The organism is Solemya elarraichensis gill symbiont (assembly GCF_002021095.1).
Classification (GTDB): domain Bacteria; phylum Pseudomonadota; class Gammaproteobacteria; order Chromatiales; family Chromatiaceae.
In genome coordinates this window covers 1-12,557 of record NZ_MPRK01000027.1, presented here as the reverse complement: position 1 = coordinate 12,557, position 12,557 = coordinate 1, and the positions used below count along the sequence as shown (strand labels likewise).

Below are 12,557 nucleotides of genomic sequence, written 5' to 3'. Positions count from 1 at the left end.
TTTTCCTTTGGCGCTGGCGCACGTCAGAAAAACAGTCTCGCCTAGTGGCTACCGGGGACTACGCGCCTTCGATTCTCTCTCCTTGGCGCGCAGCGTTTGAACACACGCCCACCACTGGTCATCCTCTACCTTGCATTGCTTGCCCCGGCAGCACTACATCTGCCCCAGCCGCTATTGCCATCGCTGACACAGCTGTTTGAAATAGAATCCTCCGACACCGCCCTGCTGATGACGGCAACACTACTGCCGCTGGGCCTCATGCCGATTGCCTATGGATATCTGCTTGAAGGAGTCTCGACACGCACCATGCTCTATGTCTCTGCGATTGGCATCGCAATCACCCAGTTGTGGATGTGGGCAGTGCCTGATTACAGCAACTGGTTTGCCGCCCGCGTAGCATTGGGACTCCTGCTGCCGGCACTGATGACTGCAGCAATGACCTACGCCTCGGCCACGGTAGAAAAGAGTGCCCGCCCACACGCCATGGGGCTCTCTATAGCCGGCACCATCATTGGTGGTTTCTTTGGTCGCATGATGGCAGGCTGGGTTTCAGAATCCTTCGATCTCGTCTCACCGCCGCTGGTGATGGCGTTTCTCTATCTCTGCGCAATTCCCGCCCTGCACAAGTTGCCACGTGAAGCAGGTAGCGGATTCGCACGTATTCGCTGGTCAATTGCGAAAGATATCTTCGCCCTGCCCCGCTTTCGGGCCGCCTACACAACGACCTTTATCGTCTTCTTCATCTTTACCGCGGTAACAACCCTGCTGCCGTTTGAAATGCGCCGCATCGACCCACTCGTCACGAATGTCGAACTGGGACTGCTCTACCTCGGTTACCTGGTTGGCCTGATAATCAGCCTGAACATCCGCCGGCTCAAGGCACGCTTCAAGCCGGAGACACGCCTGGTGATCACCGGATTGCTGATGTACATCATCGGCACCGTAACCCTGCTCAAGGACGACTACCTCTATGCCGTTGGCAGTCTCTTTTTCTTCTGTGGCGGCATGTTCCTTGTCCACACAACGCTGACCGGACTGCTGAACCGCAGCCTGGATCATCATCACGGCGTCATCAATGGCCTCTACCTTGCGTTCTACTACACGGGTGGGGCGCTCGGCTCACACATACCGAGCCGGGTCTATGCTAATTCAGACTGGGAGAGTGTCATCTTCCTGTGCAGCGGCCTGATCATTTTCACCCTGTTCCTGATCCATGAACTGAAACAGGAACCGTCTCTGGAACATACAAGGGAAAAGTGAAATAGTCAGCGATTGCCGATACCACTCCAGATCTGCCATTTTTTCTTTTTCACCGGCGGCAGGATATCAGCAGGAGGCAGTTTACTCATCACCCAACCCGGAGGTGGTGGATTGTCTGAATATCCGCACGAGACGCCGAGGTTGCCCGGATCATAGATTTTCACAAGCGAGGGATTGTGCAGGTCATCAGCATAGACGATGCCACAATAGTCCTCCTTGTGGCCTGTGCGTAGAATGTCATCAATCTCATCGATGAAACTGCTTACACCTGCTTCGCCAGCGGGCTGCGAAGGTGGCGGATTGCCAACCGTGTAGAGATACCAGCCTGCATCGGCATCCTGACGTAGACGCTGCCACAGCTCATCGAGTTGCGGCCAGCGCAGTGTGGATACAAATCTTCCCTTGAATGCGGTCAGAAAATCGGACATCTCTCTCACTCTTCAACAATTTTGAGGCTCTGAATCTGATCAACAAAGCATAGCATCCACCTTTCCGGGGAAAAAGCCAACATGTCTACCCTGGAGGGAAAATTATGGATATAATCCGATCCTTGTTCTGAAATATTTACAACCATTATGACCTCACTACTCAAATCGAATTTGCCACACCTTGAACTCCTGCACAGCGGAAAAGTCAGGGATATCTACGCCATCGACGACGCGCACTTGCTGATTATCACCAGCGACCGCCTGTCGGCATTTGACGTCATCCTGCCACAGCCTATTCCCGGCAAGGGCGAGGTACTGACCCGTGTTGCCAATTTCTGGTTTGAGCGTACAAAGGACATGGTTCCCAATCATCTCAGTGACATGTCACTTGAATCAGTCGTCCCGGACGCCGCACAACGCGAACAGCTCGGTGACAGGGCAATTGTCGTCAAGCGTCTCAAGCCGCTGCCGATCGAGGCAATCGTACGCGGTTACCTGATTGGTTCGGGCTGGAAGGATTATCAGAAAACAGGTTCTGTCTGTGGTATTGAACTGCCGACCGGACTGCAGCAGGCTGACAAGCTGCCTGAAGCTATCTATACCCCGTCAACCAAAGCGGCCGTAGGCGAGCATGACGAGAACATCAGCTACGAGCAGACCATCGACCTGCTGGGTGAAGAGATGGCCACAAAGGTTCGTGACATGAGCCTGAAAATCTATACCGAGGCGGCAGACTACGCACGCGAGCGCGGTATCATCATTGCCGACACCAAGTTCGAGTTCGGTATTGATGATGAAGGCACCCTGCACCTGATCGACGAGGTACTGACACCCGATTCATCTCGATTCTGGCCTGCTGACCAGTACCAGCCGGGCATCAGCCCACCGAGCTTCGACAAGCAGAGCGTGCGCGACTATCTTGAGACGCTCGACTGGGACAAGAAACCACCAGGGCCAGAGCTGCCAGCGGAGATCATTGAGAAGACATCGGCCAAATATGCCGAGGCCGAGGAAATTCTGACCAGGTAACCTGGTCACGGCAAAACCTTCTCTATCATGAACCAGGGAAAGGCGCCCCGTATCGCCATCTATACAGCGCCTGCCTGCAGCCACTGCAGGCAGGCAAAACAGGTGATGAAAAAATGGGGTGTACGTTTCCAGGAACTCGATATCGAAAACAACCACAGGGCATGGGCCGAGTTTCAGCGCATGAAGGCACGTGGCGTACCGGTAATCACCGTCGGTAAGCGTAAACTCTTCGGCTACGATGAAAAGCGCCTGAAAAAACTTCTTGAGGAAGCGGGTGTGGTGCTGCGGACTTAAGCTGGTACGAAGTCGACCTGCCTACCTGCCCTGAGCTGTTGGGTACGAACGATTGCACGCAGGTCTTCCGCTGCAACATCGAACGCATCATTGACGACAATGAAATCGTACTCCTGTTGATGCGACATCTCGCTCATCGCATCGCGCATACGTCGCTCGATAATCTCGTCGCTATCCTGTCCACGACCAGAGAGACGCTCCCTTAATGCCTCCACGCTTGGTGGCACGATAAAGATAGAGATGGCCTCTGGAAAACGTTCGCGTACCTGGCGCGCACCCTGCCAGTCAATCTCGAGGATCACGTCCCTGCCGGCACCCAGCTCCGTACGGACTGACGATTCCGCCGTACCATAGAAGTTGTCAAACACCTGGGCATGCTCAAGAAACTCGTCATTGGCAACCATCTGCTGGAATGTATCAACGCTGACAAAATGGTAGTGCACGCCGGTCTCTTCACCGGGCCGGGGCGCACGGGTTGTATGTGATACGCAGACATTCAGGTCATCACGGTCATCGACCAGTACTTTCAGGAGCGATGTTTTTCCCGCACCGGAGGGCGCCGAAACAATATAAAGAGTACCTTCTTGCATGATTCACACTTCTTTCTGATTTCAGATGGAGGGAATGTTTAGAAAAAAGATTGTACGCGTTTTCTATTACTGACTGAAGTCTTGAAAACCAATCCTATTCCTTACTTGAATGTTTTATCTTTTCCTTACTAATCATAGGCTATACTGATAATTATCAATCGATAAGCGATTGGTTGCCATCCAGCCATAAAGAAGCTGGTCTTAAATTATTAGCTGACCATTCACTAATAAAATCAAATCTACCAAAGCTGAGGCCTTCAAATGAAAAAAATAATCTATTTAACTATTGTTGCTGCCCTGATGTTCCAACCCGTTCTTGCCTTTGCCGATGATGCCTCGATTGCACGCGGTGGCAAACTCTATGACAAGTGGTTCAAGGTCATAGGCGCCGAAAAACCTGCTGACACACATCCCGCATGGCCGGCATCAAATACCAAGAAAAAGGGCAACGCCACACACAGGTGTAAATCCTGCCACGGATGGGACATGATGGGCAAAGATGGCGCCTATGCATCCGGTTCCTATAAAACAGGCATAGGTGGCCTCAAGCACCTGCAGGGTGCCGATAATGCAAAAGTCATTGCTGCAATGAAAGATGCGACTCACGGCTTCGCAGGAAAAATGGACGAGCAGGACTTCATCGATATCGCCGACTTTGTTACCAAGGGTCAGATCGACATTGATGCTGTGATCGAGCGCGAATCAAAAATGGCCAATGGTGATGCAGCAAATGGCTCACGTTACTACGGTACAGTCTGTGCAGGCTGCCACGCCAAGGACGGAATGCTGCCAAAAGATATGCCGCCGCTTGGCAAGCTCGCCAACAAGAACCCCTGGGAAATCATCCAGAAAGTTCTGAACGGCCAGCCCGACGAGAAAATGCCAGCGATGCGTGCTTTTGACCTGCAGGTATCTGTCGATATCCTGGCATACCTGCAAACACTGCCGAAAGAGTAATCAGCAAGTTCGATAATGCCGATTCATTTCACCGGTGCAGCAATGATGCTGCACCGGCCTAAGTGAGTACTGTCTTGATAAAGAAACTCTGGAAATGGTTTTTCAGCCCCACAATGCGCTATGGATGGGGCTGATTCTGATCGCCGGCATGGTGACCGGCACCCTACTGTGGAATGGCTTGAACTGGAGTATGGAGCAAACCAACACGCTCGAATTTTGCATATCCTGTCATGAAATGGAAAACAACGCGTATGCCGAATACAAGCAGTCCGTGCATTACACAAATGCATCTGGTGTGCGTGCTATATGCTCGGACTGTCATGTCCCCAAAGAGTGGTTCCCCAAGCTATTGCGAAAAATTCGGGCAACCAATGAACTTTTTCACCACCTTGCCGGCACAATAGACACACCTGAGAAGTATGAACAAAACCGTCTCGCCATGGCTGAACGCGTGTGGGCCAGCATGGAAGCCAGCGATTCACACGAATGTCGAAACTGCCACAGCTACGAATCGATGAACTTCCATGAACAACGCCGCCGGTCAGCCGAGAAAATGCAGGAAGCGATAGAAAAAGGTGATAAAACCTGCATTGACTGCCACAAGGGCATTGCTCATAGAAATCCACTTGCTGATGAAGAGGATGATGACTGATCAGCAGGCCAAGTTTATCTCGTCTGCCGGAAAGGATAGACTCAGAGGATGAAAAATAAAAGCGTCTCTCTGGTTCTTGGCAGTGGTGGTGCGCGAGGTCTCGCCCACATCGGCGTTATCCGTTGCCTGGAAGAAAATGGTTTCTCTATCGAGTCGATATCAGGCTCATCGATGGGCGCCCTGATCGGTGGTATCTATGCCGCCGGAAAACTCGAAGACTATGCCGAGTGGGTCTGCGCACTGGAAAAACTGGATGTCATCAGGCTGCTTGATCCAAGCTTCACTGTCGGCGCAGGTATTTTCCGGGGTGAAAAAATCATCTCTGTGCTGCGCGACCTGATTGGTGAACACCAGATAGAGTCATTGCCAATCTCCTTTACAGCCGTCGCCTCTGACATCGAGAGACAGCGTGAAGTCTGGCTCAAGTCGGGGCCACTGTTTGATGCAATTCGCGCTTCCATCGCTATCCCTACCCTGTTTACACCTGTTTATTCAGACGGACGCATGCTGCTTGATGGCGGCCTCGTCAATCCGGTGCCTATTGCTCCTACCGTTCGTGACAATACTCAAATAACAGTTGCCGTTGATGCCGCAGCAACTGTAAGACACGACCTTGTCAGCAGAGAGCCCCCAGAGCCGCCGCAGGACCATACCTCAAGCGAGAACGACAGCTGGTACAGGCGCAACATCGAAAGTTTTCTTGAGAGTCTGCATCTGACAACGCCACATAAAGAACACAAAGACCCGGACAGCCTTGAAATTATCAGCCGTTCCATCGATACCATGCAGGCCCTGATCACGCGCTTCCAGCTAGCCGCATACCACCCCGACCTGCTGATCAAGATTCCGATCGACATCTGTATGTTTTACGAATTCCACAAGGCAGAAATGCTGATTGATTTTGGCTACAGGATGACGCAGAAGAACCTTGATCGGATGATGGCAGAATAGATATTCATTGAGCCTTATTTACCCCAGGAGTCACGCAAGGTAACGACGCGATTGAAGACCAGGCGCTCGCCTTCGTTCTCCGAATCACAGCAGAAATAGCCTTCACGCTCGAACTGGAATTGCTGTCCGGCAGGTGCATCGGCAAGTGATGCCTCGACACGTGCATTCTCGCAAGTCACGAGGGAATTGGCGTTGAGGTGTTGTTTCCAGTCCTCGACTGACTTGTCGGCATCCGGTGCAGGATGATCCAGCAGGCGATCGTAGAGGCGCACCTCTGCAGGCGCACTGTGTGCCGCAGATACCCAGTGGATGACACCCTTGATCTTCCGGTCAGGCGGGTTGGCACCAAGGGTATCCGGATCGTAGCTGCATACGAGCTCAACAATCTCACCACTGTCATCCTTGATCACTTCGTCACAGCGGATAACGTAGGAGTTGCGCAGCCTGACTTCTTCACCGGCGACCAGGCGTTTCCATTTTTTGTTGGGTCTGACCTCGATAAAGTCATCCCTGTCGATATAAACCTCGCGGGTCAGCTTAACTGACCGCTGCCCCATCGACTCATCTTTCGGATGGTTCGCAGCTGGCAACTCCTCCGACTCCCCTTCCGGGTAGTTGGTAATGGTGACCTTGAGCGGATTGAGAACTGCCATACGACGCGGTGCGCAGCGGTCGAGGTCTTCACGAATACAAGCCTCAAGGAGTTCCATCTCGATACTGTTGTCAGACTTGGTGACACCGATGCGTTTTACAAACTCACGCAGAGCCGCTGGCGTATAACCACGGCGGCGCAGTCCGGCAATCGTCGGCATGCGAGGATCACTCCAGCCTTCAACAAGATTCTCGTCGACCAGTTGTGTGAGCTTGCGCTTGCTCATTACCGTGTACTGCAGGTTGAGGCGTGAGAATTCAATCTGGCGCGGATGGCAATCGATGGAGATATTATCCAGCACCCAGTCATACAAGGGACGATGATCCTCAAACTCAAGCGTACACAGTGAATGTGTAATCCCCTCGATCGCATCAGAGATCGGGTGGGTAAAATCATACATCGGGTAGAGCACCCACTCGGCGCCGGTCTGGTGGTGAATCACACCGTGACGAATCCGGTACAGCACCGGATCACGCATGTTGAGGTTGGGAGCCGCCATGTCGATCTTTGCACGCAGCACCTTGGAGCCATCCTCGAATTCACCGGCACGCATCTGTTTGAATAACTCGAGATTTTCCTCAACTGAACGGCTGCGGTAAGGGCTCTCTTTACCGGGTTCGGTCAGGGTACCGCGATACTCACGCATCTGTTCGGCATTCAACTCACAGACGTAGGCCTTGCCCTGTTCAATCAGTTCAACAGCGAAGCCGTAAAGCTGTTCGAAATAGTCGGAGGCAAAATAGAGCGCATCCCACTTGTAGCCAAGCCACTCGACATCCTTCTTGATCGCCTCGACAAACTCCTTGTTCTCCTTGTGCGGATTGGTGTCATCGAAACGCAGGTTACAACTGCCCTGGTAATCACTGGCAATGCCGAAATTGAGCACAATCGACTTCGCATGACCGATATGCAGGTAACCATTGGGCTCCGGCGGAAAACGGGTCGCTACCATGTCGTGTTTGCCGGCAGCAAGCTCCTCGTCAATGATCTGGCGAATAAAGTTACTTGGCGTTGTATCTGTCGCATCTGACATCAGGCTTCACCCATCGCTTCGATATGCGCGATCGCGTTGTCGATACGCCTAGTAACCGCACCACGCCCAATCAGGAAGAGTGTCAGGTCCAGTTCTGGAGAAGGCGCTCCATCAGTAACGGCCGCACGTAACGGCATGGCAACCTTGCCGAAACCTGTATCCAGTTTTTCGACTGTGCTCTTGATGACAGCATGAATCGCTTCGCGTTCCCAGTTATCGAGTTCAGCCAGTTGTGCGGCTGCCATTCTCAACGGCTTCAGTGCTGCCGGCTTCAACGCCTTAACTGACGCCTTGGAGCTGTAAGCCTCGGGATCACTGTAGTAGAAAAGTGAGATGTCGGCGAGTTCCTCAAGGGTCGTTGCACGCTCGCGCTGCGCCTCAACCACGGCAACAAGGTCAGGCCCCATCGCCGGATCAATATCACGCTTGCCGAGATGGCCCGACAGCAGACGGGCAACACGTGCAGGATCATTATCCTTGATGTATTGCTGATTCAGCCAGTTGAGTTTTTCGGTATTGAAACTCGATGCAGCGCGATTGATACCCTCGACGCTGAACAGCTGAACCATCTCATCGAGTGAGAATATCTCCTGGTCGCCATGTGACCAGCCGAGCCGTACCAGGTAGTTGAGCAATGCCTCAGGCAGATAACCATCTTCCATGTACTGCATCACGCTGACAGCTCCATGGCGTTTCGACAGACGCGCGCCGTCGTCACCCAGAATCATCGGTACGTGTGCATATTCAGGAACAGGCAGATCAAGAGACCTGAGCATATTGATCTGTCGCGGTGTGTTATTGAGATGATCATCGCCGCGAATAACGTGCGTAATCTCCATATCGGCATCATCAACAACAACAGTCAGGTTGTAAGTCGGTGAACCATCGGTACGACGGATGATCAGGTCATCAAGTTCGTTATTGCTGAAGACGAGTTCACCGCGCACCAGGTCGGTAAAACAGACGTCTCCATCATCAGGATTGCGGAAACGGATAACGTGCGGCTCGTCGGCAGAGACCTGCGCATCACGACAATGTCCGTCATAACGAGGCTTCTGCTTGTTGCGCATCTGCTCTTCACGTATCTCATCGAGACGCTCTCTTGAGCAGTTACAGCGATACGCCTGACCACTCTCAAGCAGCTTCTCTATGGCGGCATCATAGTGATCAAAACGATCTGTTTGGTAGAGCGGCCCTTCATCATATTCCAGGCCCAGCCAGGTCATGCCCTCGAGAATGGCATTGACCGACTCACGTGTAGAACGCTCAAGGTCGGTGTCTTCGATACGCAGAACGAACTGCCCGCCATGACGGCGCGCATAAAGCCAGGAAAACAGCGCTGTTCGTGCACCACCAACATGCAGAAAACCTGTCGGGCTGGGTGCAAACCTGGTACGAATTGTCATGATCTCTCCATGTCACCTGAAATCGGTCGGGCAAAACCTGTCGGCCAAATTATTCCGAAAGAATTTCAATCTCGTTAGTATCCCTGAGCCACTCGATATAGGCAGATAACGCTTTTTTGCCACGTGTGTCAGCGAATTGCTTGCGCAGTTCATTGCGTGCCGCTTCGCTTGTTGCAGCGACATCACCATCAGTGACTGACTTGAGTTCGATCACAGCATGGTTACCTGTAACCAGTGCTGCTGTCGTGTAGGCAGACTGGTCGCCGCTCTGCTGGAGGGCAAATGCAGCGCTAATGATTGCACTTGGGATATCGCTGGTATCACGTGATACCTGCTTGTCTGCCTCGACATCCAGGTTTTCATCCTGTGCAACAACATCGATTGTTTCTCCCGCCTCAAGACGAGCAAGCAAGGCAGCAGCTTTTTTCGACGCGATTTCAGATTTTGCCTTGAGCTCAAGTTGCTGGCGAATCAGGTCGGTAACTTCGTCAAACGGCCTGGTCGCAACTTCACGGTGCTCCTGCATACGAACCACGACGACCCTCTCGGTATCGAGTTCGATCACTTCACTGTTGAAACCCTGTTGCTTCACGTCATCGCCAAATGCAGCAAGCATCACCTTGGGCGTTCCGATACCTTCCGGATTACCACTGCGTGCCAGCCAGTCACTCTCCTGCACCTTCAGGCCAAGAGCTTCTGCAGCGGGCTCGAGGGAATCGGGCGAATCATAGGCAATATTCGCCAGCTGTTCAGCGTAATCATAAAAGAGACGTTCTGCCTCGTCCTGCTGCAGCTGTGTGCGGATACTCTCTTCAACATCTGCAAGAGGCTTCACACCGCCACCCTGAATGTCGGTCACTTCAATAATGTGGTATCCAAAACGGGAACGTACCAATTCACTGATTTGTCCCTTCTCAAGAGCAAAGGCAGCATCCTCGAAAGGCTTGACCATGACACCCTTATCGACCACGCCGAGATCGCCACCGGCGTTCGCAGAACCCGGATCAGCAGAGTGCTCACGAGCTAATTGTGCAAAATCTGCGCCGTCATGTAGCTGTGCAAGCACCGCTTCGGCCGCAGCCTTCGCTTCCGCATCAGATTGCTTGCTGTCGACAGTAAAGAGAATATGACGCATGCTGCGCTTCTCATCTGCAGTCCAGCTCTGTTTATGCTCATCGTAGTAGGTTTGAATGGCAGCAGGATCGATCGAGATGTCTTTGGCGATAATGTCGCGGCTCAGTTCAAGGTATTCGAGGCGAACCTGTTCAGGTCGCATGTAGTTTGCAGGATTAGCATCGTACCAGGCACGAACATCTGCATCGCTAACCAACTCGCTGTCTGCGTCCTGACTGTTGGTTACAACCAGGTAGGAGATCAGCCGCTGCTGCTCTTTGAGGCTTAAATAGCTGTCCAGTTCAGCATCACTGACAACAGAAGTATCACTGACCGCCCTGCGCAGTACATCGACAGAAATATCCTGGCGGATCAGGTTTTCAAACATAGCGGGGGAACGACCCTGCTGCAGCAGGCTTGATTTGTACAGGTCGGCATCGAATTTTCCATCTTTCTGGAAAGTGGGATAGTTGCGAATCTCCTCCCGGACCATGCCATCACCCGCGCGGATGCCTTGCTGTTCGGCATGGCCGCTAACAAGGTCGTCGCTGATCATTCCATCGAGTACCTGCTTGCGCAGCGCTTCATCAGTATAAGCCTCGGGAATCTTGCCACCGAAAACTTCACGTAACTGGCTGCGAAAACGTTCGACACTGGACTCAAGCTGCTTCTGAGTGATTTCAGATCCTGCTACCTTGGCGGCAACCTGTTCGCCACTCACACCAATGTATTCCTGGATTCCCCATAACGCGAAAGGAATTGATATGAAGCCAACGATTACCCAGGCAATCCAGCCCTGTGCCTTATCCCTAATTGCTTGCAACATGCTATTAACCTGCTTTGTCTGTCTATTTATGCAAAAAAAATGGGGCATCCATGCGGATGCCCCAATTCTTCAAGGTGGCGGAGCGGACGGGACTCGAACCCGCGACCCCCGGCGTGACAGGCCGGTATTCTAACCAACTGAACTACCGCTCCAATAAATGGTGGGTGCTGAGGGGATCGAACCCCCGACCCTCGCCTTGTAAGGGCGATGCTCTCCCAGCTGAGCTAAGCACCCTTATGCTGAGTCGCGCTAGTTTACTGCATCCTTAAGCGCTTTACCAGCCTTAAATGCAGGATTTTTTGAAGCTGCAATTTTGATCTCTTCTCCGGTGCGCGGATTGCGGCCTGTACGTGCTGCACGGTCACGAACCTGGAAGGTTCCAAATCCAATAATTGAGACTGTATCCCCATCTTTCAGCGCACCAGTAATGGCGTCAATTGCACCGTCAAGTGCACGTGCGGCTGATGCTTTTGAAATATCTGCAGAGTCGGCAATGGCGTCGACAAGTTCACTCTTGTTCATAATTTTATTTCCTCTTTAGAAGTGGCGTCGGGCTTAGCTTTGTAATTTATACCCGAATGCGTGATTAAACACATCTATCTTGCGAGTGTCAAGCACGTAAAAGGCTTATTTTTACTCTATGGAAAAGGGTCTGACAAGGTTGCTGTGCAACAATCATTTGAGCATCAATGGCTTGCATATATTTCATGACAATCAGCCGCTCCATGACATTTTTTTGTTGCTGCATTCAGACCATCCTGAACCTGAAAAACAGCCGTCCATGGCTGCTTGTAAAGGCCATCCTTAAAAAAGGAATTAATGCTTGGTCACACTGCCCTTGCGCGCCGAACGCTTCTTTGTGGTGCGTGACTTGGCAGGCTGTGCCGCAACCACTTCAGCTGGTTCCGGACGACGCGTCAGTGCAAGATCGAAAACCTCATCGATCCACTTGACAGGACGGATGTCGAGACCTTCCTTGACGTTCTTCGGTATCTCGACAAGATCCTTCTCGTTCTCCTCGGGAATAACAACCATCTTGATACCACCACGGTGCGCAGCGAGCAGTTTCTCCTTGAGACCTCCGATCGGCAACACTTCACCACGCAGGGTGATTTCACCCGTCATGGCAACGTCTGCCTTCACAGGGATGCCTGTCAGTGCAGAGACCAGTGCTGTACACATGCCAATGCCTGCGCTTGGACCATCCTTCGGGGTCGCACCTTCAGGCACGTGTATATGCGCCTCCTGCTTCTGGTAGAAGTCGGGTGCAATGCCAAGTGATTCAGCACGGCTACGTACAACTGTCATGGCCGCATGAATCGATTCCTTCATGACATCACCAAGTTGTCCGGTCTGTATCATGCCG

The 12,557-nt window shown here is 52.3% G+C and carries 14 protein-coding genes and 2 tRNA genes; 6 read left to right on the top strand and 10 right to left on the bottom strand.

The window, feature by feature from the left end; genetic code table 11:
* Positions 1 to 96: 96 nt before the first annotated feature.
* Positions 97 to 1,260, top strand: a complete 1,164-nt coding sequence (locus BOW51_RS02675) for an MFS transporter (protein ID WP_078476315.1) — start codon at positions 97 to 99, stop codon at positions 1,258 to 1,260.
* 5 nt (positions 1,261 to 1,265) lie between these two features.
* Here BOW51_RS02675 and BOW51_RS02670 read toward each other — a convergent pair whose 3' ends face one another.
* Entirely contained in the window at positions 1,266 to 1,688 is a 423-nt protein-coding gene (locus BOW51_RS02670; RefSeq protein ID WP_078476314.1) for a hypothetical protein, read from the bottom strand.
* Between the two features lie 147 nt (positions 1,689 to 1,835).
* Here BOW51_RS02670 and BOW51_RS02665 point away from each other — a divergent pair, with 147 nt between their 5' ends.
* On the top strand, positions 1,836 to 2,717 hold the full coding sequence (locus BOW51_RS02665; RefSeq protein WP_078476313.1) for a phosphoribosylaminoimidazolesuccinocarboxamide synthase: 882 nt from the start codon (positions 1,836 to 1,838) through the stop codon (positions 2,715 to 2,717).
* A 27-nt stretch (positions 2,718 to 2,744) separates the two neighbouring features.
* On the top strand, positions 2,745 to 3,011 hold the full coding sequence (locus BOW51_RS02660; RefSeq protein ID WP_078476312.1) for a glutaredoxin family protein: 267 nt from the start codon (positions 2,745 to 2,747) through the stop codon (positions 3,009 to 3,011).
* On the opposite strand, the gene gmk is transcribed toward BOW51_RS02660, so the two are convergent.
* The gene (gene gmk / locus BOW51_RS02655; RefSeq protein WP_078476311.1) at positions 3,008 to 3,601 is read right to left on the bottom strand and encodes a guanylate kinase; all 594 of its coding nucleotides are present in this window, start codon (positions 3,599 to 3,601) and stop codon (positions 3,008 to 3,010) included. The genes BOW51_RS02660 and gmk overlap by 4 nt on opposite strands.
* A gap of 261 nt (positions 3,602 to 3,862) precedes the next feature.
* Between gmk and BOW51_RS02650 the strand changes: the two genes are divergently transcribed.
* The 3 genes from BOW51_RS02650 (at position 3,863) to BOW51_RS02640 (ending at position 6,161) form a co-directional block, all read left to right on the top strand.
* A complete protein-coding gene (locus tag BOW51_RS02650) occupies positions 3,863 to 4,558 on the top strand; it encodes a c-type cytochrome (protein WP_078476310.1) in 696 nt (231 codons plus the stop codon).
* 94 nt (positions 4,559 to 4,652) lie between these two features.
* The gene (locus BOW51_RS02645) at positions 4,653 to 5,210 is read left to right on the top strand and encodes a NapC/NirT family cytochrome c (protein ID WP_245828398.1); all 558 of its coding nucleotides are present in this window, start codon (positions 4,653 to 4,655) and stop codon (positions 5,208 to 5,210) included.
* Positions 5,211 to 5,258: 48 nt separating this feature from the next.
* Entirely contained in the window at positions 5,259 to 6,161 is a 903-nt protein-coding gene (locus tag BOW51_RS02640; protein WP_078476308.1) for a patatin-like phospholipase family protein, read from the top strand.
* Between the two features lie 14 nt (positions 6,162 to 6,175).
* Here the strand turns inward: BOW51_RS02640 and BOW51_RS02635 are convergent, their stop codons facing one another.
* From BOW51_RS02635 to BOW51_RS02605, 8 genes are all read right to left on the bottom strand, one after another.
* The gene (locus tag BOW51_RS02635; RefSeq protein WP_078476307.1) at positions 6,176 to 7,846 is read right to left on the bottom strand and encodes a glutamine--tRNA ligase/YqeY domain fusion protein; all 1,671 of its coding nucleotides are present in this window, start codon (positions 7,844 to 7,846) and stop codon (positions 6,176 to 6,178) included.
* Positions 7,846 to 9,252 carry a glutamate--tRNA ligase gene (gene gltX, locus BOW51_RS02630; RefSeq protein WP_078476306.1) on the bottom strand — a complete coding sequence of 469 codons (1,407 nt, stop codon included), beginning with the start codon at positions 9,250 to 9,252 and terminating at the stop codon, positions 7,846 to 7,848. Before gltX ends, BOW51_RS02635 begins: the two co-directional genes overlap by 1 nt.
* A 49-nt stretch (positions 9,253 to 9,301) precedes the next feature.
* Complete coding sequence (locus BOW51_RS02625; RefSeq protein WP_167367224.1) at positions 9,302 to 11,191, bottom strand: SurA N-terminal domain-containing protein; 1,890 nt, start codon at positions 11,189 to 11,191, stop codon at positions 9,302 to 9,304.
* A 75-nt stretch (positions 11,192 to 11,266) separates the two neighbouring features.
* A tRNA-Asp gene (locus tag BOW51_RS02620) sits at positions 11,267 to 11,343 on the bottom strand.
* A gap of 6 nt (positions 11,344 to 11,349) precedes the next feature.
* A tRNA-Val gene (locus BOW51_RS02615) sits at positions 11,350 to 11,425 on the bottom strand.
* Between the two features lie 15 nt (positions 11,426 to 11,440).
* Positions 11,441 to 11,713 (bottom strand): non-specific DNA-binding protein Hbs, encoded by a 273-nt coding sequence (gene hbs, locus BOW51_RS02610; RefSeq protein WP_078476304.1) that lies wholly within the window; start codon positions 11,711 to 11,713, stop codon positions 11,441 to 11,443.
* An 88-nt stretch (positions 11,714 to 11,801) separates the two neighbouring features.
* Positions 11,802 to 11,939, bottom strand: a complete 138-nt coding sequence (locus BOW51_RS11065; RefSeq protein ID WP_167367223.1) for a hypothetical protein — start codon at positions 11,937 to 11,939, stop codon at positions 11,802 to 11,804.
* A gap of 68 nt (positions 11,940 to 12,007) precedes the next feature.
* Positions 12,008 to 12,557 (bottom strand): S16 family serine protease (locus BOW51_RS02605; RefSeq protein WP_370738147.1); only part of this gene is annotated, 550 nt, incomplete at its 5' end.